Origin of the sequence: Brevundimonas sp. LPMIX5 (assembly GCF_003576505.1) — a bacterium.
In the GTDB taxonomy this organism is placed as follows: Bacteria; Pseudomonadota; Alphaproteobacteria; order Caulobacterales; family Caulobacteraceae; genus Brevundimonas; species Brevundimonas naejangsanensis.
The window spans coordinates 1-23,488 of the sequence record NZ_QWTZ01000017.1; the positions used below are offsets into that span (position 1 = coordinate 1).

18 protein-coding genes and 2 pseudogenes are annotated in these 23,488 nt (G+C 61.5%); 19 read left to right on the plus strand and 1 reads right to left on the minus strand.

The genetic code is table 11. The annotated features are described in order from the left end of the window. Positions 1–348 precede the first annotated feature (348 nt). From D1604_RS14250 to D1604_RS14335, 18 genes and pseudogenes are all read left to right on the plus strand, one after another. Complete coding sequence (locus D1604_RS14250; RefSeq protein ID WP_119413826.1) at positions 349–1,671, plus strand: glycosyltransferase family 4 protein; 1,323 nt, start codon at positions 349–351, stop codon at positions 1,669–1,671. 4 nt (positions 1,672–1,675) lie between these two features. Then, a pseudogene (gene cysD, locus D1604_RS14255) lies at positions 1,676–2,190 on the plus strand (sulfate adenylyltransferase subunit CysD); the annotation flags it as partial. A 59-nt stretch (positions 2,191–2,249) separates the two neighbouring features. After that, a complete protein-coding gene (locus D1604_RS14260; protein WP_119413827.1) occupies positions 2,250–2,513 on the plus strand; it encodes an adenylyl-sulfate kinase in 264 nt (87 codons plus the stop codon). 5 nt (positions 2,514–2,518) lie between these two features. Beyond that, complete coding sequence (locus D1604_RS14265; RefSeq protein WP_119413828.1) at positions 2,519–3,343, plus strand: ABC transporter permease; 825 nt, start codon at positions 2,519–2,521, stop codon at positions 3,341–3,343. 44 nt (positions 3,344–3,387) lie between these two features. Continuing rightward, a complete protein-coding gene (locus tag D1604_RS14270) occupies positions 3,388–4,548 on the plus strand; it encodes a chain-length determining protein (RefSeq protein ID WP_119413829.1) in 1,161 nt (386 codons plus the stop codon). Beyond that, positions 4,548–5,216, plus strand: coding sequence for an ABC transporter ATP-binding protein (locus tag D1604_RS14275; protein ID WP_119413830.1), 669 nt, complete (start codon positions 4,548–4,550; stop codon positions 5,214–5,216). The genes D1604_RS14270 and D1604_RS14275 overlap by 1 nt, the downstream gene beginning before the upstream one ends. Positions 5,217–5,218: 2 nt before the next feature. Next, positions 5,219–6,082 (plus strand): hypothetical protein, encoded by an 864-nt coding sequence (locus D1604_RS14280; RefSeq protein ID WP_119413831.1) that lies wholly within the window; start codon positions 5,219–5,221, stop codon positions 6,080–6,082. Positions 6,083–6,433: 351 nt separating this feature from the next. Beyond that, positions 6,434–7,000: a dTDP-4-dehydrorhamnose 3,5-epimerase gene (rfbC, locus tag D1604_RS14285; protein WP_119413832.1), complete on the plus strand. Its 567-nt coding sequence runs from the start codon at positions 6,434–6,436 to the stop codon at positions 6,998–7,000. Positions 7,001–7,047: 47 nt separating this feature from the next. Further along, positions 7,048–8,106 carry a dTDP-glucose 4,6-dehydratase gene (rfbB, locus tag D1604_RS14290; protein ID WP_119413833.1) on the plus strand — a complete coding sequence of 353 codons (1,059 nt, stop codon included), beginning with the start codon at positions 7,048–7,050 and terminating at the stop codon, positions 8,104–8,106. Further along, positions 8,099–9,001, plus strand: a complete 903-nt coding sequence (rfbD, locus tag D1604_RS14295; protein ID WP_119413834.1) for a dTDP-4-dehydrorhamnose reductase — start codon at positions 8,099–8,101, stop codon at positions 8,999–9,001. The genes rfbB and rfbD overlap by 8 nt, the downstream gene beginning before the upstream one ends. A 2-nt stretch (positions 9,002–9,003) precedes the next feature. Further along, a complete protein-coding gene (gene rfbA, locus D1604_RS14300; protein WP_119413835.1) occupies positions 9,004–9,873 on the plus strand; it encodes a glucose-1-phosphate thymidylyltransferase RfbA in 870 nt (289 codons plus the stop codon). Positions 9,874–10,109: 236 nt separating this feature from the next. Next, the gene (locus D1604_RS14305) at positions 10,110–12,191 is read left to right on the plus strand and encodes a tetratricopeptide repeat protein (RefSeq protein ID WP_158584945.1); all 2,082 of its coding nucleotides are present in this window, start codon (positions 10,110–10,112) and stop codon (positions 12,189–12,191) included. A 271-nt stretch (positions 12,192–12,462) separates the two neighbouring features. Continuing rightward, positions 12,463–15,330 (plus strand): glycosyltransferase, encoded by a 2,868-nt coding sequence (locus D1604_RS15690; protein ID WP_147399931.1) that lies wholly within the window; start codon positions 12,463–12,465, stop codon positions 15,328–15,330. Between the two features lie 387 nt (positions 15,331–15,717). Then, positions 15,718–15,905: pseudogene (locus D1604_RS15960) on the plus strand (transposase); the annotation flags it as partial. 357 nt (positions 15,906–16,262) lie between these two features. After that, the gene (argB, locus tag D1604_RS14320) at positions 16,263–17,192 is read left to right on the plus strand and encodes an acetylglutamate kinase (RefSeq protein WP_119413837.1); all 930 of its coding nucleotides are present in this window, start codon (positions 16,263–16,265) and stop codon (positions 17,190–17,192) included. Continuing rightward, positions 17,189–17,926: a pyrimidine 5'-nucleotidase gene (locus D1604_RS14325; RefSeq protein ID WP_119413838.1), complete on the plus strand. Its 738-nt coding sequence runs from the start codon at positions 17,189–17,191 to the stop codon at positions 17,924–17,926. The genes argB and D1604_RS14325 overlap by 4 nt, the downstream gene beginning before the upstream one ends. Further along, positions 17,923–18,792, plus strand: a complete 870-nt coding sequence (gene dapD, locus D1604_RS14330) for a 2,3,4,5-tetrahydropyridine-2,6-dicarboxylate N-succinyltransferase (protein ID WP_119413839.1) — start codon at positions 17,923–17,925, stop codon at positions 18,790–18,792. Before D1604_RS14325 ends, dapD begins: the two co-directional genes overlap by 4 nt. Positions 18,793–18,888: 96 nt before the next feature. After that, the gene (locus D1604_RS14335) at positions 18,889–21,204 is read left to right on the plus strand and encodes a S8 family peptidase (RefSeq protein ID WP_233552115.1); all 2,316 of its coding nucleotides are present in this window, start codon (positions 18,889–18,891) and stop codon (positions 21,202–21,204) included. A gap of 129 nt (positions 21,205–21,333) precedes the next feature. Here D1604_RS14335 and D1604_RS14340 read toward each other — a convergent pair whose 3' ends face one another. After that, a complete protein-coding gene (locus tag D1604_RS14340) occupies positions 21,334–22,506 on the minus strand; it encodes an acetyl-CoA C-acetyltransferase (protein WP_119413840.1) in 1,173 nt (390 codons plus the stop codon). A gap of 183 nt (positions 22,507–22,689) precedes the next feature. Here D1604_RS14340 and trhA point away from each other — a divergent pair, with 183 nt between their 5' ends. After that, entirely contained in the window at positions 22,690–23,385 is a 696-nt protein-coding gene (trhA, locus tag D1604_RS14345; protein WP_119413841.1) for a PAQR family membrane homeostasis protein TrhA, read from the plus strand. Positions 23,386–23,488 lie beyond the last annotated feature (103 nt).

Below are 23,488 nucleotides of genomic sequence, written 5' to 3' on the forward strand. Positions count from 1 at the left end.
GTCGATCGCGCCGTACCAGCCATCGGGCTCAGCCGATGCTGCGCCGGCCGACAGGGCCAGGGCAGCCGCCGCGCTCGACGCCAGGATCAAACTCTTGACACGCATGTGATGCGGCCCTCCGAGATCTGTTGTCAGTATGGCGACGAGAAAAGTCACCTGCAGCTTCCCTAGCAGCGTTGCCATGAAGGGTCGAGCGTGAAAGGCGCCAAAACCACAGCTTAAGCCCAAAACGTGGCCTGCGGGCTACAGGGATGAAGCACAGGTTAACAAAGGCTCCTCTTGCGCCCCTTGACCTGAGGATCAGGGTGTCGTCCACATCCGGCTGCTTCATCGGATCAGCTCATCTCAATGTCTTCTATCTGCATCGACGGCTTCAACCTGGCGCTCGCAAAGGGCTCGGGGATCGCCACCTATGGGCGAAACCTGCTGATCAATGCGCGCGAAATCGGTCTGGGCACGCAGGTGCTGTACGGCCCGGCGGCGGCTCGCAAGGCCAGCAATGTCGTCAATGAAACGGCTCTGACCGACGCCGAGCGCCCTCCCGAGAAGCTGAACCGAAAGAAGAAGATCCAGCGCTTCCGCGACACCTATATGTCGCGCTTCGGACGTGAAGCGCACGCCATTATGCCTTCGGGCGAGGTGATCTGGCCCAGTCGTGGCGGCGGCCGACCAGCGGCCGACAGCTTCTGGGCCGCCCAGAACCTGTTCCAGATCGCCAACCGCAGCTTCGCGGCCTATGGCAAGGAAACCCCGGTAAGCTTCGAGACCTCGACCGAGGCGCCTCGGCCCGACGCCATGCACTGGACGGCGACCCTGCCGCTGTACGCCAAGGGCGTGGCGAACCTATACACCATCCACGACCTCATCCCGCTGCGCCTGCCGCACACGACAATGGACGACAAGGCCGTCTATATGCGCCTGTGTCAGGCCGTGGCGAAACGCGCCGACCACATCGCCGTGGTGTCCGAGACGACCCGTCAGGACGTGATCCGTCTGCTGGGCGTGTCCGAAGACCGGGTCACCAACACCTATCAGGCCGTCGACCTGCCCGAGAGCCTGACCTCGCGCTCTCAGGCCGAGGTGGAGCTGGAGTTGGAGGGCGTCTTCAACCTGGGCTGGAAGGACTATTTCCTGCACTTCGGCGCCATCGAGCCGAAGAAGAACCTGGGTCGCATCGTCGAGGCCTATCTGGCGTCCGGCAGCAAGACGCCGCTGGTCATCATCGGCGGCCGCGCCTGGCTTGACGAGGGCGAGACCGCCCTGCTGAACCAGGTCAAGCGCGACGGCGGCCCCAGCGCCGACCGCATCCGCCAATATGAGTACATGCCCTTTTCCATGCTGGTCAGCCTGATCCGGGGCGCCAAGGCCACCCTGTTCCCTTCCCTGTATGAGGGGTTCGGCCTGCCGGTGCTGGAGTCGATGGCCCTGTCCACCGCAGTGCTGACCTCGACCGGCGGCTCCCTGCCCGAAGTCGCCGGGGATGCGGCCGTGATCGTCGATCCTTACGACGTCCAGGCGATGACGCGCGGCATTCAGGCGCTGGACGCCGACGAGGGCCTGCGCCACGAGTTGCAGGCGCGCGGCCTGATCCAGGCCGGCCAGTTCACGCCCGCCGCCTATCAGGCTCGACTGCGCGACCTGTACGGCAAGGTCGGCCTGACGCTGGCCTGACGCCGTGTCTAACACCGTGCCCGCCGCCCTTTCCGCTGAACGGCTCACGCACCTCCAGAGACTGGAGAGCGAGAGCATCCACATCCTGCGCGAGGTGGCGGCCGAGTGCGTGCGCCCGGTGCTGCTGTATTCGATCGGCAAGGATTCGGCCGCCCTGCTGCACCTGGCGCGCAAGGCCTTCCACCCGGCCCCGCCGCCGTTCCCCCTGCTGCACGTCGATACGACGTGGAAGTTCCGCGCCATGTACGCCCTGCGCGACCGCATGGCCGCATGGCCGCCGAAAGCGGCATGGAACTGATCGTCTACAAGAACCCCGAAGCCGTCGAGCGCGGCGTCAATCCGTTCGATCACGGCTCGGCCGTGCATACGGATATGTGGAAGACGCAGGGGCTGAGGCAGGCGCTGGACCTGCACGGCTTCGACGCCGCCATCGGCGGAGCGCGCCGCGACGAGGAGGCCAGCCGAGCCAAGGAGCGGGTCTTCTCCTTCCGCGGCCCCTGCCACCGCTGGGACCCGCGCCTGATCGTCCTGGTGTCGCTGATCTCGCCCTTCGCGCCGAACGGGCGACGGCGCGCGAGATGATGGGCGACGTCCCCTTCCTGGAAATTTTCGTCGACGCCCCGCCCGCAACGGTCGAAGCGCGCGACGTCAAAGGCCTCTACGCCAAGGCCCGGCGCGGCGAGTTGGTCAACTTCACCGGCATCGACAGCCCGTATGAGGCGCCGGAAGGGGCTGAAATCCATGTTCAAACGGAAAAAAATACGGCAGAAGAAGCGGCAGGCGTCATCCTTGACGTTTTCCTGAACGCATCGGGGCGTCCGTCTGGCGCTCGATCCAGGTAGGTTCGATGGCTTCCGATACCTCAATCCCCGACAAGTCGGCCTCGTTTCCGCGCCGCTTCTTCGCCGGCGTCGAGCACCATCTGCGCATCATCGGAGCTCTGATCCTGCGCGAGATGGCGACCCGCTATGGCCGTCAGGGGCTGGGCTTCGTCTGGATCGTGGGCGAACCTCTCATTTTCTGTTTCGGCGTGATGATCCTGTGGAGCTTTACCAAGTCGCCTTATGAGCACGGCATCCGCCTCGCGCCCTTCGTGATGACCGGCTATATGAGCCTGATCATGATCCGGCACATGATCAGCCTGCTGTCCACCGCGCTGCAATCGAATCTGGGACTGCTCTACCATCGCCGCATCACCCCGATGCACATACTGTCAGCGCGCATCATCCTGGAACTCGCCGGCAGCACGACCGCCTTCCTGATCGTCTATCTGGTGCTGCTCAGCCTTGAACAGGTCAGCCTGCCGTTCAACTACCTGCTGCTGTATCAAGGCTGGTTCACCCTGGCCTGGGTCGCTTCGGGCCTGGCTCTGGTGCTGGCCGGTCTGGCCATGCGTTTCGAGGTGTTCGAACGCATGATCGGCCTGATTAGCTACGCCATGATCCCGCTGTCGGGCGTTTTCTTCATGGTTGCGTGGGTGCCGCCAGCCGCCCAGAAGATCTATCTGAGCGTGCCCTTCGTCCACTGTGTGGAAATGATACGCGCGGCGGTGTTCGGCGAGTTCGTGGTCACCCACTACGATCCGATGTACCCGATCATCTGGGGCGCGTGTCTCAATATCGCAGGCCTGCTGCTGATCGCCGGCGCCCGCGAACACATGGCGTCTGACTGACTTTATTTACCATTTATGACCACTCCCAAGGGTAAAAGGCACGCATGGCCGACTCCAAGCTGCAGTACCTAGGCTCCTTGCCCAAGATGCTTCCGGGGCCAGGCAGGACCGGTAAGAAGCGCAAGCTTCCGATCGCCTTCATGATCGTCGTGGGCGTGCCCACCGCGTTGGCTGCAATCTATTATCTGCTGATCGCCTCGCCGCGATACGTGTCGGAGGCGCACTTCGTCGTCCGTTCAGCGAACGTGTCCCAACCGACGGCCGTCGGCATGGCGTTGAACGTCGTCGGCTTCTCGACCAGCGTCAACGAAGCCTTCGCCGTGCACGAGTATCTGACCTCACGTGACGGCATGAAGGAAATGCAGAAGCGGTTCGACCTGCGCGCCATTCTGGGTCGCCCCGGAGCAGACGCCCTGTCGCGCTACCCGCGTCCCTGGGAAGGCGACAGCGAAGAGAGCCTCTACAAGGCCTTCCAGCGCTTCCTGACGGTCGGCCATGATTCCGGCACCGGCATCAGCACCATCCGCGTGCAGGCCTTTTCCGCCCGCGAAGCCCAAGCGCTCAACCTGGCGATGCTGGACAGCGGCGAGACCCTGATCAACCAGTTGAACGAACGCGCGGCCGCCAACGCCCTGCGCGATGCCGAACGCGACCGCCAGGCCGCCCTGGCCGCCGCCGAAACCGCCAAACAGGCGCTGACCGCCTTCCGCACCTCGACGCGCTTCCTCGATCCGCGCGCCGAAGCGGCTGAAAGCACTCAGGTGAGCGCCACCCTGCTGGTCTCAATCGCCCAGTTGAAAGCCGAACGCGACCAGCTGGCCGCCGAGGCGCCGGCCAGCCCGCAACTGCCGATCCTGAACCGCCGCATCGCCGGGCTGGAACGCCAGGTGGAGGACGCCCGCGCCCGCCTCGCAGGCGGCGCCGACTCCCTGGCGCCCAAGCTGGGCGCCTATGAAGATCTGGTCCTGCAGCGCGAGATCGCCGAGCGCCGGGTGTCCCAGGCCGAAGCCAGCCTCCTGACGGCTCAACAGGACGCCAGCCGCCAAAAGCTCTATCTGGAGCGCATCGTATCGCCCAGCCTGCCGGACAAGGGCAGCGAGCCGCGCCGCTGGCGGGCGATCCTGACCATCTTCGCCTCGTCGCTTCTGGCCTATGCCATCGGATGGCTGGTCTGGGCCGGCATTCGGGAACACAGGCAGAGCTGATGGCGCTCGAAGAGCCGGGCTTGCGCGTCGTCGACGTCAGCAAGAAATTCAAGTCGAGCAAACGTCCCGTGTTCAAGGACGTCAACTTCGACCTCGGCCGCTCTGGTCGGCTCGCCCTACTAGGCCGCAACGGCCAGGGCAAGTCGACGCTCATCCAAATGTTGGGCGGCATCATGCCCCCCAGCACGGGCAAGATCGAATGGAACATGACGACGTCATGGCCCATCGGCTTTGCAGGCGGCTTCCAGGGCAGTCTGTCCGGGCTGGACAATGTCCGCTTCCTCTCGCGTCTGTATAAGCGCGACTACAAGGAGACCCTGGCGCGGGTCGACGACTTCGCCGAACTCGGCAAGGCGCTGCGCGAACCGGTCAAGCATTTCTCGTCGGGGATGCGCGCCCGCCTGGCCTTCGGCCTGTCGCTGGCGATCGAGTTCGACTGCTATCTGATCGACGAGCTGGTGGCGGTCGGCGACGCCCGCTTCCAGCGCAAATGTCAGGAAGGCCTGTTCGAGGATCGCGGCCACTGCGCCTTCCTGATGGCGTCGCACGACACCAATCTGATCACCCGCTATTGCGATCGGGCCCTGATCATCGAGAGCGGCAAGGCCAAGATTTTCGACGACATCAAGGAAGCCGTCGAAGTCTACACCTGGCTGCGCGCCGCCTGACCATGCCTAACACCAAACAACATCTGTGGCTGATCATTCCGCCATGCGCCGATCGGGACGACTGGGTGGCTTCGATCACAGCACAGGCGACGGATGCGGGCTTTACGGTCATCAATTCGGCAGCTGGCGCCAACACGGCCGCGTTGGGCAAGACATTGACCCTGTCGCCAGACCCTGAAGAGGCTCGCAAAGCTGGCGTTCAGGCAAAGGACGTTGCCGTCTTACTGAGCACCAGCGGTCCCCTCTCCGCCAAGCTGGACGCAGATAACGACCCTGCGCCACGCCATACTGCGGTGAAGATTGCTTCTGACTTCATCCGACGCGGATACGCCTTCTTTCCCGACCGGGTTTTCAAGGCCGAAGACTTCTCAGGAACTTCAATCAAACTCTTTCCCGGCTTCTCCTTGCTTGGCCCAACATCCACCTCAACGTCCAACCGTAACAGAGCGCTGAAGGAGGCCCTTTCCATCTACGCGGCCGACCACGCTTTCTGGGGAAGTGAGGTTTTTGATATCAACGCAAAGGATGTGCGCCACAACAAGGAAGAAGTCGCTCTCGACCTGACCGGCCGTCCGCGCTTCCTGATCTTCGGCCCTTACATCGTCATGCCAGCGGGACGCTGGAAAGCTGTCGCCCGTATTGGCTTCAGCGCCCCCACCGCAAGACACCAATACAGGGCTGATTGGGGGGCTCAGGATACATACACCTCACATCACTTTCGTCCGGAGCGGGAAGGCGTGTTCCAGGTTGAAATCGAATACGAATGGGACAAGCCCTCGGCGTCCGAATTTCGACTGCTGTTGCTAGAGGGCGCTTTCGACGGCGAAGTGACTTTCTTTGGCGTTGAAATCGTCCGGGTTGGTTAGAGCCTGCCGAGACGTTTCCCGGCCCCGGCAGGAAGCCCATGCGCAATCCCATCAGGATATCGCGGTCCGCGCCCCTTGACCAAGTGGGAACATCACTTGCCGTTTGCACCCGACAAACCTTCGGCAAGTTGACGCGATTGGATAACCGCTCCAGATCGCCCGGAAGCGATCCCGGAACTTCGAAGTTCCTACTACAGGAAATCATGAGACGGGGCTGCGGTGGTGCTGAGTACCTGAGACGCTGGGAACATGAAGCGATGGATTGCCCTGCCGAGAGCCCTTAGGCTACATGCACTCGCACGCTGATGATCTCTAGGATTGCGTGACCTTGTTGAGAGAAGCGACGAACATATGGCGACGGTCCAGCTATTAAAAACCAAAAGATTTGGCGACACTCGTGGCTGGTTTTCAGAAACTTATTCTGAGCAATCACTGGCCAAAGCGGGCATCCACCATAGTTTCGTTCAAGACAATCACTCGTATTCGGCCTTAACCGGGACCATTCGTGGATTGCACTTTCAGAGGCCTCCGTATGCACAGGCCAAGCTGGTTCGTTGCGCACGCGGTTCGATAATGGATTATGCTGTAGATGTTCGTCGAGACTCTCCAACCTATGGCAAGTGGGTTGCCGCTCTACTGTCGGCTGATAACGGCTCCCAGCTCTATGTGCCTGTTGGTTTTGCCCATGCCTTCATTACCCTCGAGCCCGATACCGAGGTAATTTATAAGGTTTCCGCCGTTTATGCGCCGGACTGTGATGGCGGGCTGCTCTGGAACGACCCCGAGATCGGAATCGACTGGCCGCTCCCGGCTGCGGGCCCGATCCTATCGGATAAAGACGCAGCCCTGCCTGCGTTAGCCGAGTTTGACAGCCCGTTTGACTATGACGGGGTCCCCCTCACAGCACTATCCGACTAGGCTGCACCGCGGCCCGATACGGCGACGTTACTAACGGAGAAATTGTTTTGCGCATTCTGGTTACGGGCGGAGCTGGTTTCATCGGCTCGGCTCTAGTTCGTCAGTTGATGAATCACACGGACCACGAGGTCCTCGTCTATGACAAGCTCACCTATGCAGGCGTCCTCAGCTCTCTTGAACCTGTAGTCTCCAATCCACGCTATAGCTTCGTTCGCGCCGACATCACCGACCCAGAAGCCGTTGCTCAAGCCCTGACCGACTTCAAACCGCAGATAATCGCTCACCTGGCGGCTGAAAGTCATGTTGATCGCTCGATCGACGGGCCTGGCGAATTTGTCCAAACCAATGTCGTCGGCACCTACGTTATGCTACAACAGGCACTAGGTTATTATCGCAGCCTGGATGATCAGGCCAAAGCAGCTTTCCGTTTCCACCATATCTCCACGGACGAGGTATTCGGATCGCTGGGCGATGCAGGCTTATTTACGGAAACTACCGCCTACGACCCCCGGTCTCCCTACTCGGCATCAAAGGCATCATCCGATCATCTCGTTCGCGCCTGGGGGCATACATACGGCCTCCCCATCCTGGTTACCAACTGCTCGAACAACTACGGCCCGTATCATTTCCCTGAAAAGCTAATCCCCTTGATCATCATTCGCGCCCTGAATGGTGAGCCATTGCCCGTTTACGGCGACGGGACCAATGTGCGCGACTGGCTCTTTGTCGATGACCACGCTCGCGCCCTGCAAGCCGTGTTCGAACGCGGCACGCCAGGCGAAACCTATAATGTAGGTGGTAATGCAGAACGCAAGAACATCGAGGTTGTGCGTGCCATCTGCGCCGTGCTGGACAGGGAACGCCCCCGGGCCGACGGCAGTCCGTATGCCGATCAGATAACCCATGTCGCAGACCGACCGGGCCACGATCACCGCTACGCCATTGATGCGTCGAAGATCCGGCGAGAGTTGGAGTGGGAGCCGACAAAGACATTTGAAGAGGGGATCGGTCTGACGGTCCGCTGGTACCTCGACAACCAAGAGTGGTGGCAAACTATTGTGGCTAATAGCTATGCCACCGAGCGCCTGGGCAAAGCCCATGCTTGAGACTGAGCAACCGCTTTCCATCCTCGTCACCGGCGGTGCTGGACAGGTCGGACTGGAGCTCTTGGCGGCCAAATGGCCAGATCACATCACACTTCATGCCCCCGCCCGTTCCGAGTTGGACCTTGGTAATCCAAGCGCGATAGAGCGGCTATTCTCGTCGCGTGCTTATGCTGCGGTTATCAACTCAGGCGCCTACACCGCCGTGGATCACGCTGAGAACGAAGTGGCCGCCGCCTATTCCGCCAATGCTCTAGGGCCGGCGCTCCTGGCTGACGCAACCCGTGCAGCGGGCATCCCGTTGATCCAGGTCTCGACCGACTACGTCTTCGACGGTGCGCGTGTCGGTGAGTACAATGAAGACGAAGCCGTACGCCCCCTTGGCGTGTATGGAGCTTCTAAACTGGCTGGCGAGATGGCCGTTCTGAGGGGCAACCCTCGCTCCGCAGTGTTGAGGACCGCATGGGTCGTTAGCCAACACCGCACCAACTTTATCAAAACCATGCTTCGGCTGGCGACGGAGCGTCACACGCTGCGCGTCGTGAATGATCAACACGGCAATCCCACTTCAGCTAGGGATATCGCCGAAGCTCTGAAGACGATCACGCTGCGCATGATTGCGGACGAGGCTGCCCCGCGAGGCATTTTTCATTTCGTCAACGCCGGCGCTACAACCTGGGCAGGACTGGCGCGTGAAGTGTTAGCCCTCAGCGAAGCCCACGGCGGCCCGACAGCCAAAGTAGAGAACATTACCACGGCCGAGTTTCCTACTCTCGCAAGCCGTCCAGCCAATTCCCGACTGGCGACGCAGAGAATCCAGCGTGAGTACGGCGTTGTTCCTCGCCCGTGGCAGTCTGCCGTTTATGAAATTGTGGACCAGTTGTCCGCCAAGGAGTGACCATGAAAGGTATTATTCTCGCCGGCGGTTCCGGCACACGGTTGCATCCAATGACGTTGGTCACATCGAAGCAGCTCATGCCCGTCTACGATAAGCCGATGATCTATTATCCGCTCTCTACACTGATGCTGGCGGGCATTCGAGAAGTCCTGATCATCTCCACGCCCCGCGATACGCCAGCCTATCGTGCGCTTCTCGGTGACGGGTCGCGCTGGGGCATGGACATCCAGTATGCTGTGCAGCCTAGTCCAGACGGATTGGCGCAGGCCTATATCATTGGCGCCGATTTTGTCGGCGACGAGCCATCAGCCCTCATTCTAGGCGACAATATTTATTACGGCCACGGCATTAACGACCTTTTCGCCAGCGCTATATCGCGATCAGAAGGCGCGACCGTGTTTGCGTACCACGTCAACGATCCCGAGCGATATGGAGTGGTCGATTTCGACACTTCCATGAAGGCCCTGTCGATAGAGGAAAAGCCAACCGCCCCTAGATCCAATTGGGCAGTGACTGGGCTTTATTTCTACGACAAGGACGTGGTTGAAATTGCAGCCAACCTGGAGCCTTCAGCTCGCGGTGAGTTGGAGATCACCGACGTCAATCGTATTTATCTGGAGCGAGGAAAGCTTTCTGTAGAAATCATGGGCCGCGGCTTCGCCTGGCTGGACACCGGTACGCCTGACAGCCTGTTAGAGGCGGGCGAATTTGTCCGTACACTTGAAAAACGTCAGGGCTTCAAGATTGCGTGTCCCGAAGAGATCGCATTCGATCGCGGCTTCATCGACGTCAATCAGCTGGAACGACTCTCACACGATTTCGGAAAAAGCTCTTATGGCCATTATCTGCGCAATGTCATCGCAAAATACTAGATGGATGCGCTTGGCGGCGAGGCGCTTCTTACTTTCGAGCCAACCCCTCGCCCAGTGAGCGATCTCGACCGATATGACACCATAGCTACCGGTGGACTGATGCAATCCTCTAATCTGCGGTTAGATCTGTGAAGATCTCGAGGTGGCTCGCGCGGGCGTATCGTAAGGCTATGACTCACTCGTCTCGCCGTTCTCCTTCGCTCCCAGCGGAGGATGCTGCAAAGACAGCGGCTAGATTGGGTGACGCTGCTAGGGATCGGCAAGACTGGCAGGACGCCATTACAAATTACGGCCTTGCGCTAGTACTCGCTCCCACGAATCTGCCTATTCGCATTCAGTTAGGGCATGTGCTGAAGGAAGCCGGGCGTTGGTCCGAAGCTGAAGCAGCCTATCGCCTTGCCTGCGCCGCGGACCCAGCAGACGCAGAGCTACGGCTGCACCTTGGACACGTTCTCAAGATGCAGCAACGCCGAGAGGAAGCTATTGAGATATACTTGGAAGCGCTGGACATTGATCCCAGCCTAATCATTGCACGCAACGAACTAATCGCCATGGGTGGGCGCGACTTCCTGCCGAAGGGGCAATATGGACGCCCGGCTATCTCTGCCAGCCTCGGGCGGATCAGCGGCCTCCTGGATCAGAATCTAGATGCAATTCGAGAATGGCTGACAGTATCAACCTACCCGGTAGAGGCCTACCATAACTTCAGATCGACCTTCCCTGTACAGCCTCCCCCAGCAGCGGCTGGTTCTAGTCTAGTCGTATTAATCGATGCAGTCGACGTGGATCCCGACCTTCTTCGTCTATCGCTCAACAGTCTTCTCGACCAAAGGGACAGCAATTGGACAGCCGTGATCCGTGCATCGGCGAACCTGCACGAACACCCTGTCGCCAGTTATGCCTGTCAGGATAGCCGGATCACCTTCATCAGCGACGACGCTAAGGAGCCTTGGCCTACGCAAGGTCCAGATCTGATGTTGTTAACGGAGGCAGGTTGCAGTCTAGACTGTGAAGCTGTCGGATGGCTGCGCTATGCTTCGGAGCGAACGGGCGCCGACGTTATCTATGCTGATCACGACCACCACACTTACGACTGGCGGCGCGGGGCGACCTATAGCAGACCCGCCTTACACGCCATGCCCGACATCCACGATCAGACAAACACTCCCGATCCACCGTTGTCCCTGCTTGTACGCACTGTTGCGCACCCCCTGATGGTGACTTTCGGAGCGGCTGCGGGTAGCGAATGGCGCCGTAGCATCCTGGTTAACGCCCTGGCGAGCGGCCTGATCGTCGCCCATTTACCTCGCATACTTAGCAGCAAACGTATTTCAGATACGGCGACAATGGTGCACGCTCCATCTACTCGCAAAAGTACGCGCTGCACCGATAGTAACGAGAGAATACTGGTCATTATCCCGACTCGGGATCAGGCTGACATTCTCATGTCATGCCTCGACAGCTTGAAAGAGAAGCTATCAAATCCGCAGGCTGTCGATGTGCTGGTAATCGACCACCGCAGCACCGAAGCTGACGCCCTGAACCTTCTTTCCGAACGCGTCCTGAGCGGCGATATCGAAGTCATGAAAGTGGATGAACCCTTCAACTGGGGACGCTTCAACAACCTGGCTGCTACCCGGCAGAACCACGACATATTCGTGTTCGCTAATAACGATATCGAGTTCCTCACCCAGGGGTGGGACGACGTCGTTCGCAGTAGTTTGGCTGATGAAGCCGTAGGGATTATAGGCGCCAGACTTCTCTATCCAGATCGGACGATCCAGCATGCAGGCATAGCCATGGGAATCAACCAGGGCCGGCCTGTTCACGAAGGCGTCGGCGCAGACATGGCGTCAGGTGGGCCGATGAATCGTTGGTGCCGTCCGCGCCAGGCATCCGCCGTCACGGGGGCGTTGATGGCGATTAAGCGAAGTATATTTGAAGCAGTCGAAGGCTTCGATGAAAGACTCGCGGTCGCGTATAACGACATTGATCTGTGCCTGCGCATCAGAGAGGCTGGCTTCCGTGTCCTATACGAGCCCCGGCTCGAGGCTATTCACCACGAGTCGAAAACACGCGGCCATAACGTCGATGACGCCCGGGTGGCATGGGATGATGGCGAGCTCGCAGACATGTATGACAAGTGGGGAGAAGCCATGCTGCACGAGCCTGGCAAAAATCCGCACTGGGTTTCCGTTGGCTCCCGCGCACATGACGGTTATCGCGATTTAAGCATGAGCCAGATTCTTCATCACCTGGATCGCAGCGCTTTGATTAATCCTTGGGTAATACGCCAAGAGAAGACGAAGATGGAATAAGGCCGATCAATCCGTTCGCCGGCCCGCACATACCCATCTTAACCGCTGCGACCGCCCCGCCTGTTCGACGGCAACGGTTTCAGACTAATCCGCGGTTATTGTTCGACCGAGTCGGGGCAGAGTTTTTTCTGGGATCTTGCGAATATTTTCGGCCATACCTACGACGTCCTTTTTGGTCACTCCAACGAACCCAAGAAGCTCAACCACGGAGCCTTCACAGTGCGCATGGCCGCAGTCAACCAAGCCTATGAGTTTTTAAGGTCTGAACAAAATGCTTAAACGCACCCTTCGCCTAAGCCGGCTTTCGAGAAGATCGCCGCTTTCTAGCGGAAACAAATCGAGAGACCTTAAGGACTGGCGCAAGGCGGTTTCCTATTACGCTCAGCATCTGGTCGAAAATCCGACAGATTGGCCAATATGGGTACAGCATGGTCATGCTCTTAAGGAGATCGATGAGCTTGAAAAGGCGAGCCAAAGCTATTCAGTCGCTATCCAGTTAAGTTCCGACCATGATCCTATTTTACATCAAGCGTTTCTTCTCAAACGTATGGGGCGGGAAGATGAGTCTATCGCTGAGTTCAAAAAGCTGATTGATAGCCCTCTGATGGATGTTGCTGCGGCCCAGATTCGAGAACTTACTGGAGCGACGATCGAATACGCGCCGCCTATGGTGCCCGCGTTTGTCGCTAAGCCTAAACCAAGGAACCGAAGGGGCGCGCTCCTTGATCATCCAATCTACGAAATTCGGATAGAAACTGCGGACCGTGGTCGCGTCCAAGGGTGGGCCGTAAGCAAAGACCAGCCGGGAGCAGAATTCGCCCTATCGCTCAAAATTGACGGAGGCGAGTTCGCCAGATCAACCAATGGGCGAAATCGCGGCGACCTTCTGAGAGCCGGGAAGTCCAGTGGACTTGGTGGCTTTCAATTCCTGTTGCCCGCCGGCCTTCTCAATCGATCGCGGCATGTAGTCTCTGTCTCAGTCGTTGGCACCGACGCGGCAGTCTCCATGGACGTCGACGGACAACCAACACCTTTCCGCGTTTCGGCGTCGCCGGCCGAAACGGCGGTTGCAGTAGTCGTGCCAATCTACAACGCTTTCGAGGACCTCGAAGTTTGTTTGGAAAAGTTGCGGTCGCACACAACTGCGCCCGCACATCTTATACTGATTGATGATTGCAGCACCGATCCCCGTATAAGCGCCTATCTAGAAGGCATCGCCGATTGGCCTAATGTCGAAGTTCTCACAAACCCAACGAACCTGGGCTTCACACGAACTGTAAACCGGGGCATCGAAGTTGCTGGCGATATGGACGTTGTGATCCTGAATTCAGACGCAAGGGTCACCCCGCGATGGTTAGAAAGCCTAAAGCAAGCGGTGGCTAGCGACGAGAGAATCGCCACCGCAACAGCAATGTCTGACCGCGCTGGCGTGTTCTCTGCTCCAAATAAAACAGGGATAAACCCGTTACCAGAGGGGGTGACAGAAGAAGAGTTTGCCGTCGCATTTCGACGCCGAAGCGACGCTCTGTATCCTTCGGTACCTACTGGCAATGGGTTTTGCATGTATATTCGACGAACAGCCCTCAAGGACGTCGGACTGCTCGATGCCGAAGCTTTTCCACGAGGATATGGCGAGGAAAATGACTTTTGCATGCGAGCCTTGAGGTCTGGCTGGCGCAACATCATAGATGATCGTACTTACGTCTTTCACGAGAGGAACAAAAGTTTTGGCAGTGAGAAAGAATCTCTGATTAAGCAAGGTCGGGAAATTTTAGATCGTAGGTATCCAGAATATTCGAAACTTATCCGGATATTCCACGATAGCCCACTCCTGAATCTTTCGCGATTTCGTGCTGCTCAAGCTCTCTTCGATGTTGCTGATAAACGTCCTCGCCCTCGAGCCCTGTTTGTAGTCGCCACAGAAACTGGGGGAACCCCTCAAACTAATCGCGACCTCATGCGCGCCCTAAATGAGGCGTGGGAATGCTGGTTATTACGCTGCGACAAAATACACATGACATTATCGCAGTTAGTGGATGGTAATCTAGTGGAAATTTACAGCCACACCCTTCAAGAGCCTATTGAACCAGTTACCTTTTCTAGTTTTGAGTACGACAACATCGCTCGATCTTGGCTAAACGACCTTTCGTTCGATATTGTTCACATCCGACACTTGGCGTGGCATTCCATTAATCTTCCAAAGATTGCTGGAAAGTCGGGAGCAGCGACAATTATGTCTTTTCATGATTATCACGTCTTGTGCCCAACCGTTAAACTGCTTGATAATGAAATGCGATATTGCGCAGGATCTTGCACAGCTGGAGACGGACACTGTAAACCCGAACTATGGGAGAAAGACGCCTTCCCTCACCTTAAACACTCCTGGGTTTACGAGTGGCGTGCACGTTACAGCCGCGCCCTTGAAGACTGCGATGCCTTCATCACAACGTCGGAGAGCACTCGTGCAACAATTCGGCGGGGACTGCCGCGCATCGATCATCAGCGATTTTCGATTATTCCCCACGGAAGAGATTTTCCGTATTTTGGTGATTTGGCATCAACCCTAAGCGATGATGAGCCCATTAGGATTCTTGTACCAGGTAACATCAATCAAGCTAAGGGCCTTGATGTGATCGAGGCTCTCGCCAAATTGGATGTTGATCGCAAACTTGAGTTTCATGTCTTAGGCAATATACAGCGTGAAATTTCTTCTCCAAACGTCGTGTTTCACGGACGGTATAATCGTGAAGAATTCTCAGAAAAAGTGAGCGTGATACGGCCGCATGTCGGAGCGATCTTTTCGATCTGGGATGAAACGTGGTGCCACACGCTTACCGAGCTTTGGTCCGTTGGTATACCAGCGTTGACATTTGATTATTCAACTGTAGCGGGCCGTGTGCGGCGCTCTGGTGCGGGTTGGGTCCTAAAGAACGAGTCATCGACAGATCTGCTTTACGCAGAAATTCTCTCTCGCGCAGGAAAAGACGACCAGATGAAAATCAAACGGGCGGCAGTCCAGCGCTGGCAGCGCGGCGAGGGAGCACGGGAAAGTACAGAACTAATGGCGCAAAGATACGAGGCGGTGTATCGCACTGCACTAGAGCGCCGCTCCCGGCTATCGCGTCCATTTTTTCACTAGAAATGTTTGCGCAACTTGAGAACAAAATGATATCAGAGATTGTGTGGACAAAGAGAGTTCCCATATCACATCATCGCTAACTGAAGCTGTTCTTTGTGGAGAGCGACGTTGGCGGGGATCTAGGATATGATGCTGGAGGCGCTGAACGAGACCGATCAGCGCCGACAGGGTCCAGATAAACGCTTCCACCCTCATTCGCGCCCTTCAGCACGCCGCAGGCGCGCTAAAAAGGTGATCAGAACCAGAATCCTGGCCGCTTTCGCGGCGACTTCTCGACCAAGATCCATCGCCGTAACAATGCTCGAGGCCTCGCTGTCGCGATTACGCTGAGCGGCGCCCCCCCCGTTGGGCCTTATTCTGACTCAACGCTTTCTTTTGGAGACGTGGATGGAAGGCGAGGTTCTTCGGGACGATCAGTGGGCGCGGATCGAGCCGTTCGTGCCGAGCGGTCGCAAGGACAAGCAGGGTCCGCGCGGCAATGGGCGGCTGTTCGTGGAGGCCTGTTTTGGATGGCGCGGTCGGGCGCGCGATGGCGTGACCTGCCGGAGCGGTTCGGTCCCTATCAGACGGCCAAGCCGCAAGCGACAGCACGCCTACGACAAGCCACCTACAAGAAGCGCAACCATGTCGAACACTTCTTGAGCTGTATCAGGCATAGCCCCCCGATACGACAAGCTCGCCTCCTCCTTCAAAGGTCTCATCACACTTGCCGCCATCATGCTCTGGCTTAAATAGCTAGATGGTCCGCGCTGCCTAGTCCGTGCCTTGCTAAGATTAAATGGTTGCACCCTTCGCCTCACTCGCGGCTAGCCGCCGTCCCATCCTGATATCTCGGTCGCCTTGGTCCTGATGGCGCCAAATGGGCCAGAGAACCCCATGGCATCGCCTTCTGACGTGACTCCCGCGCCCTTGCCCGCTATCGAGCGCGCACCATGATAGAGACTGATCGGCAATCCGAGGAACGCGGCTGGGAGACGGCGAAGACGCTCGCTGAGGCCCTGCCCTATATCCAGGTGTATGACCGCGAGACCGTGGTCATCAAATACGGCGGCCACGCCATGGGCGAGAGCGCCGTGGCCAGGCAGTTCGCCGCCGATGTGGTGCTGCTGAAACTGATGGGGGTGAACCCCGTGGTCGTGCACGGCGGCGGCCCTCAGATCAGCGCCATGCTGGACAAGGCGGGGGTGAAGTCGGCCTTCGTCGACGGCCTGCGCGTGACGGACAAGGATACGATGGCGGTGGCCGAAATGGTCCTGTCCGGCGCCGTGAATAAGGAGATCGCCCACTGGATCACCGTCGCCGGCAAGGAAGCCGATGTGCGCGGCGTCGGCCTGTCGGGCAAGGACGCGGGCCTGCTGACGGTCGAGAAGACGCGCCGCACCAAGCGCGACCCCGACAGCATGATCGAGCACGAAGTCGATCTGGGCTTCGTCGGCGAGCCGACCAAGGTGGACCCCAAGCTGATCAAGGGACTGATCGCCTCCGAGACCGAGGACTGGGTGCCGGTCATCGCACCTATCGGCGTGGCCGAGGACGGCCAGACCTATAACGTCAACGCCGACACCGTCGCCGGGGCCGTCGCAGGCGCCCTGCACGCCAAGCGGATGCTGCTGCTGACCGACGTGCCGGGGGTCAAGGGCGCCGACGGCGAGATCATCCGCCAGATGACGCTGGACGAGGCGCAAGGCCTGATCGACACGGGCGTCGCCACCGGCGGCATGATCCCCAAGCTGGAGACGGCGATGGCCGCCGTGCGCGCGGGCGTCGAGGCCGTGGTCATTCTGGACGGGCGCCGTCCGCACGCCATGCTGGTCGAACTGTTCACCGAGCACGGCGCCGGCACGCTGGTCAAAAGGAAGTGACGGGCCCGGCGTCGCAGGCGGCGCCTGAAGCCGCCCGCCCGGCGACAGAGATCAGGCCGGCGACCGAGATCGGCGCGGACCTGCGTCATGTGCAGTCCTGGATCTTCGACCTGGACAACACCCTGTATCCGCCCGAGACGCAGTTCCTGCGTCAGGTGGAGCAGCGCATCAACCAGTATGTCGTGCGGACGTCGGGTCTGGAATCGGCCGAGGCCCTGTCGGTGCAGCGCGGCTATCTCCACGACTACGGCACCTCTCTGGCCGGTCTGATGATGCACTATCAGATCGACCCGCATCACTTTCTGGCCGAGGTCCACGACGTGCCGTTGGACGCGCTGACGCCCGATCCGGGGCTGCACGCGGCGCTGGAGCGGTTGCAGGGCCCCCGGCTGGTCTTCACCAACGGCTCGACCGGCCATGCCGAACGGGTGATGGAGAAGCTGGCGCTGACGCACCTTTTCGACGGGGTGTTCGCGCTGGAGGACGCCGATCTGATCCCCAAGCCGGACCCGCGCACCTTCCAGAAAATGCTGGCGCGCTTCGGGGTCGATCCTACGACCGCCTGCTTCTTTGAAGATACGCCCAAGAACCTTGAGCCGGCGCACGACCTGGGCATGACTACCGTGCTGGTCGGGCCCAAGGCCTTCATCGCTGAGGGCGAGCATATTCACCACCGGGCCGCCTCCCTGGGCCCCTTCCTGACCACCGCCGTGCTTGACGGAGACGCGCAATGACCGACCTGACCCATCTGGAATCCGTGATCGAGGCCGCCTGGGAAGATCGCGCCGCAGTGTCGTCCGCTACGCGCAGCGAGGTGCGCGACGCCGTGGAGACCGCCCTGGCCCTGCTCGACTCCGGCCAGGCGCGCGTCGCTTCGCGCGGCGAGGACGGAGTCTGGAGCACGCACCAATGGCTGAAGAAGGCGGTGCTGCTGTCCTTCCGCCTGAACGACAACGTCATCATGCGCGCGGGCCACGCGCCGACCCTCCCGCTGTCGGCGGATCATCCGGTCGCCATCGGCCCCTTCTGGGACAAGGTGCCAAACAAGTTCGGCGACTGGGGCGCCGCTGACTATCAGGCCGCGGGCTTCCGCTCGGTGCCGGGCGCGATCGTCCGCCGCGGCGCCTATGTCGGCAAGAATGTCGTACTGATGCCGTCCTTCGTGAACATCGGCGCCTATGTCGATGAAGGCTCGATGGTTGACGCCTGGGCCACGGTCGGCTCGTGCGCCCAGATCGGCAAGAACGTCCACCTGTCGGGCGGCGCTGGGATCGGCGGCGTGCTGGAGCCGCTGCAGGCCAATCCGACCATCATCGAGGACGGCTGCTTCATCGGCGCCCGCGCCGAGGTGGCCGAGGGCGTCATCGTGCGCGAGGGCGCGGTCCTGGCCATGGGCGTCTATCTGTCGGCTTCGACCAAGATCGTCGACCGGGCGACCGGCGAGATTTTCCGCGGCGAGGTCCCGGCCTATTCTGTCGTGGTGCCGGGCGCCCTGCCCGATCCGAGCGGCGGCCCCAGCCTGTACTGCGCCGTCATCGTCAAGCGCGTCGACGCCCAGACCCGCGCCAAGACCGGGGTCAACGAACTGCTGCGCGACTGATCCTGAGCCAGGACCGCGAAAAGGCGCAGACGAAACAGGCTCGTCAATCTCTCTGAAACAGGCCTAATGGCTCTATGGGTTTCGGGAGAGGGAACCATGGCTGTTCATCGACTGCGCCGTATCGCGATTTCGGTCAGCGTCCTGGGCCTGCTGGCGACGCCGCTGGCGGCCTGTGGCGGAGGCGGAGGGGGGACCGGAGGCGGCATTGTCACGCCAACGCCGCCCCCTCCGCCACCGCCTCCGCCGCCTCCTCCCCCGCCGCCTCCGCCGATTCCGTCAGAGGCGTCGCGGGAATATCAGCGCAACTGGGGCGTCAGCGACATCAACGCTTTCGCCGCCTGGCGCACAGGCGCGACCGGACGCGGCATCACGGTCGGGGTGGTCGATTCCGGCATCCGCATGAACCATCAGGACCTGGGCGTGAACGTCTCGTCCCTGTCCACGGACATCGTCGCCGGACGCAATGAGCGCGAGGATCAGGACGGCCACGGCACGCGAGTGGCCAGCGTCATCGCGGCGCCCTTCAACGACTACGGCACCGTGGGCGTGGCCTTCAACTCGACCATCCTGTCGATCCGCGCCGACGTCAGCGACTGCACCAAACCCGAAGACAAGATCTGCTTCAAAAGCGGCGATCTGGCGCGCGCGCTGGATTACGCGGTGCAGAACGGAGCGCGCGTGATCAATCTGTCGCTCGGCGGCGAAGGCCCGCTGGGCGCCCAATTCGAGGCGGCCCTGCTGCGCGCGATCAACGCGGGCGTGGTCTTCGCCATCGCCGCCGGCAATGAGGAGGGCGCCAATCCAGAATGGCCCGGCCGCTACGCCAGCGATTCACGCTTCGCCGGCGCCATCATCGTCACCGGGGCGCACGACAAGGCGCAGCAGATCGCCGACTTCTCCAACCGCGCCGGGGTGTCGCAGAACGCCTTCCTGTCGGCGCCGGGGGTCGATGTCATCGTCGACTGCGAGGGCGACACCTGCTGGCGAGTGAACGGCACCTCCTTCGCCTCGCCCGCTGTGGCGGGGGCGCTGGCCCTGCTGCTGGAGGCCTTTCCTAACCTGACCGGACGCGAAGCCGTCGACATCCTGCTGCGCACCGGGCGCGAGGCGGGCGATCCGGGAACCGACATCGTCTACGGCCGCGGCCTGCTGGACATCGCCCGCGCCTTCCAGCCGGTGGGCGCGACCTCAGCGCCGATGGCGAACGGCGCGGCGGTCAATATCGCGCTGGAGCCGGGCGCCCATGTGGGCGGACCGTTCGGCGATGCCCTGAGCCGCACCGGGGCGCTGAGCACCATCGCCTATGACGAGTATGAACGGCTGTTCCGCGTGGACCTGGGCGCCGCCTACGGCCCCGCGCCGCGCCGCAGCTATCAGCCCAGAAATCCGACGCCGATGCAGCAGTCGCAGGTGACGCTGGACGCGCCGGGCGGGGCGCGGCTGTCGCTGGCCGCCGCCACGCCGGTGGCCGTGCCCGAGCCGGTGGTCGCGCGCTACACCCCATTCGACGCGCCGTGGCTGGGCGACGAGACGCGCAGCGAGGCCGTGTTCGACGTGCAGGCGGGGCGGCTGTCCCTGACCGCCTGGCAGGGTCAGGGCGGAGCCAGTTCGCCTTTCCGCAGCGGGTCCGGCGACGGCTTTGTCGCCCTGACCCAGGCGGACCACGCCCTGCGCGGGGCCATGAAGTTCGGGGCCATGAAGTTCGGCGCCCTGACCTTCAGCGCCGAGAGCGGATCGGGCGACCGCCGCGCCCCGCTGCGCCCGGTCGAGCGCGACGCCTCGACCTATGCCCGCGCCGGGCTGGACTGGCGTTTTGCAGACGAGGAACAGGATCGTGGCGGCCTGTCGTTCAGCCTCGGGTCGCTGGACGAGCGGATGGGGCCGCTGGGCGCCTATCTGCCGACCCGCTCGGACTTCGCCCTGCCGTCGCGCACCCGCTTCGCGGCGGTCGGGGCGGATGTGGCGCTGGGACGCGGCCTGACGCTGTCGGGCGAGGCGGGCTTCGGCCGCACCGAACTGGAGGGGCGTTTCCTGCATCTGTCCGCCCCGGCGCTCAGCTCGACATGGCGCATCGCCCTGCAATCGGCCTGCCCGTCCTGGTCAATCGCCAAGGCGCTGGGCTGCAGCAGCCTGAGCTGGGAGATTTCCCAGCCCCTGCGGATCGAGGACGGCACGTTCAGCGCCTTCCTGGCCGATGCGCCGCTGGAATATTTCGACCCGGTGACCTTCTCGGAGCGGCGCTTCTCGGCCGCGCCGTCGGGGCGGCAGATCGACTTCAGCGTCCGCAGCCTGCACGCCCTGCCCGGCGGGTCGTGGCTGCAATTGGAGGCCGTGGCCAGCCGCGAAGAACAGCACCGCGCCGACGCCCCGACCGGCTACGCCCTGCTCGGCAGCTGGCGGCGGGGATTCTGAAACGAGGCTCCGCAATCACCCCCCGCTTGTCCCGGCGGACGCCGGGATGAGCGGGGAGTGATAGGGCGCAACAAAAAAGGCCGGCGATTGCTCGCCGGCCTTTCCCGTTTCAGCCTGTGGCTTCGCGCCTTAGCGCTCGACGCACATGGCCACGCCCATGCCGCCGCCGATGCACAGAGTCGCCAGACCCTTGCTGGCGCCCGAGCGTTTCATCTCGTGCAGCAGGGTGGTCAGGACGCGCGCGCCGGACGCGCCGATGGGGTGGCCGATGGCGATGGCGCCGCCGTTGACGTTGACCTTGGCCGGGTCGAGGCCCAGCTCCTTGACCACGCACAGCGACTGGGCGGCGAAGGCTTCGTTGGACTCGATCAGGTCCAGGTCGGCGACGGTCCAGCCCGCCTTCTCCAGCGCCTTCTTCGACGCCGGGATCGGGCCGGTGCCCATAATGGCCGGATCGACGCCCGCCGTGGCCCACGACGCGATGCGGGCCAGCGGCTCCAGACCGCGCGCCTTGGCTTCCTCAGCCGACATCAGCACCAGGGCGGCCGCGCCGTCGTTGATGCCCGAGGCGTTGGCGGCCGTCACCGTGCCGTCCTTGACGAAGGCGGGCTTCAGCTTCTGCATCGCCTCGATGGTGGAGCCGTGGCGGATGTATTCGTCCTGATCGACGACCACATCGCCCTTGCGCGTGGAGATCGTCACGGGCGCGATTTCGTCAGCGAACTTTCCAGCTTTCTGGGCGGCCTCGGCCTTGTTCTGGGAGGCGACGGCGAAGGCGTCCTGAGCCTCGCGGTCGATCGACCATTTGGCGGCGATATTCTCGGCCGTCTGGCCCATGTGATAGCCGTGGAAGGCGTCGGTCAGGCCGTCCAGGATCATGGTGTCCTTGAGCGTCAGATCGCCCATCTTCTGGCCGGTGCGAATCTGCTGGGCGTGAGGCGACTGGCTCATGCTTTCCTGACCGCCGGCGACGACGATTTTCGCGTCGCCCTGCACGATCTGCTGATAGGCCAGGGCGACGGCGCGCAGGCCCGACCCGCACAGCTGGTTCAGGCTCCAGGCCGGAGTCTCATTGGCCAGGCCGGCGCCGATGGCGGCCTGACGCGCCGGGCCCTGGCCTGCGCCCGCCTGCAGCACCTGGCCCAGGATCACCTCGTCCACATCAGCGGCGGCCACGCCCGCGCGCTCCAGCGCCGCCTTGATGGCGACCTCGCCCAGCTTGGAGGCCGGAAGGGTCGACAGGGCGCCGAGGAAGGAGCCGACCGGCGTGCGGGCGGCGGAGACGATGACGACGTCGGTCATTTTTATTCACTCCCTGGAGAAATCTTTCGCGCGAGGTTGTGCCGCATTCGAATGCGGCCGTCACCTGTTGCGTTGCAGCAATCAGCAAAACGTCATCGCCGCGCCGCAGCATGGTGAAGGAACGATGCCCGCAGCCGCGCTTTCACAAGGGGAAGGAGACGTCGCCGTGTCGAAAGCCCGCCCATGCTGAAAAGTCTGACCCGCCGCATCTGCACCCCGGACGAGTTCGACATGATCGAGCATTATCAGACGCGGGCCGAGCGACTGGCCGATCTGTGGGTCCACGCCGTGGGTCTGGCGCTGGCGGCGGCGGGAGGCGTGGTGCTGGCGGTGCTGGCCAGCGTCTATGCGGGCGTCGGCGCGGCGGTTTCGACGGCCATCTACGCCCTTTGCCTGGTAGGCATGCTGACGGCCTCGACCATCTACAACCTGACCCACCCGTGTGCGGCGCGGCCGGTGCTGCGGCGGCTGGACGAGGCGGCGATCTTCCTGATGATTGCGGGCAGCTACACCCCGTTCACGACCGTGCGGTTCGAGGGCGCCTGGTCCGTGGGCTTTACCATCGCCGTGTGGACGATGGCCTTTGTCGGCGCAGGCGTGAAGATGCTGGCGCCGCGCCTGTCCGACGCCTTCTGGAGCGTGATCTACGTTCTGTTCGGCTGGGTGGCCGTGTTTGCGCTCAAGCCGATGATCGAGACGGTGCATCCGCTGGCGCTGGGCCTGCTGGTCGCGGGCGGGCTGATCTACACCGCCGGGGTCTTCGTCTTCATCAGCCAGAAGGTGAAGTTCCGCCGGGCCATCTGGCATGGCTTTGTGGTGACGGGCGCGGGCGTCCACTGGGCCGCCGTGCTGATCGGCGTGGTGCTGGTCAACGGCTGAGGCCGCAACGAAAGACGGGACTCGCCTTCGCCGCCGCAATGCGGGATGCTTGGGCGTTGCAACATCGCGAGAACAAGCGTGGCCGACAAGAAATCCGAGGGCG

Bases quoted from the DNA above. Each gene is read 5' to 3' on its own strand.
- D1604_RS14250 (WP_119413826.1), top strand. From the start codon at position 349: ATGTCTTCTATCTGCATCGACGGCTTCAACCTGGCGCTCGCAAAGGGC.
- D1604_RS14260 (WP_119413827.1), top strand. From the start codon at position 2,250: ATGATGGGCGACGTCCCCTTCCTGGAAATTTTCGTCGACGCCCCGCCC.
- D1604_RS14265 (WP_119413828.1), top strand. From the start codon at position 2,519: ATGGCTTCCGATACCTCAATCCCCGACAAGTCGGCCTCGTTTCCGCGC.
- D1604_RS14270 (WP_119413829.1), top strand. From the start codon at position 3,388: ATGGCCGACTCCAAGCTGCAGTACCTAGGCTCCTTGCCCAAGATGCTT.
- D1604_RS14275 (WP_119413830.1), top strand. From the start codon at position 4,548: ATGGCGCTCGAAGAGCCGGGCTTGCGCGTCGTCGACGTCAGCAAGAAA.
- D1604_RS14280 (WP_119413831.1), top strand. From the start codon at position 5,219: ATGCCTAACACCAAACAACATCTGTGGCTGATCATTCCGCCATGCGCC.
- rfbC (WP_119413832.1), top strand. From the start codon at position 6,434: ATGGCGACGGTCCAGCTATTAAAAACCAAAAGATTTGGCGACACTCGT.
- rfbD (WP_119413834.1), top strand. From the start codon at position 8,099: ATGCTTGAGACTGAGCAACCGCTTTCCATCCTCGTCACCGGCGGTGCT.
- rfbA (WP_119413835.1), top strand. From the start codon at position 9,004: ATGAAAGGTATTATTCTCGCCGGCGGTTCCGGCACACGGTTGCATCCA.
- D1604_RS15690 (WP_147399931.1), top strand. From the start codon at position 12,463: ATGCTTAAACGCACCCTTCGCCTAAGCCGGCTTTCGAGAAGATCGCCG.
- argB (WP_119413837.1), top strand. From the start codon at position 16,263: ATGATAGAGACTGATCGGCAATCCGAGGAACGCGGCTGGGAGACGGCG.
- dapD (WP_119413839.1), top strand. From the start codon at position 17,923: ATGACCGACCTGACCCATCTGGAATCCGTGATCGAGGCCGCCTGGGAA.
- D1604_RS14335 (WP_233552115.1), top strand. From the start codon at position 18,889: ATGGCTGTTCATCGACTGCGCCGTATCGCGATTTCGGTCAGCGTCCTG.
- D1604_RS14340 (WP_119413840.1), bottom strand. From the start codon at position 22,506: ATGACCGACGTCGTCATCGTCTCCGCCGCCCGCACGCCGGTCGGCTCC.
- trhA (WP_119413841.1), top strand. From the start codon at position 22,690: ATGCTGAAAAGTCTGACCCGCCGCATCTGCACCCCGGACGAGTTCGAC.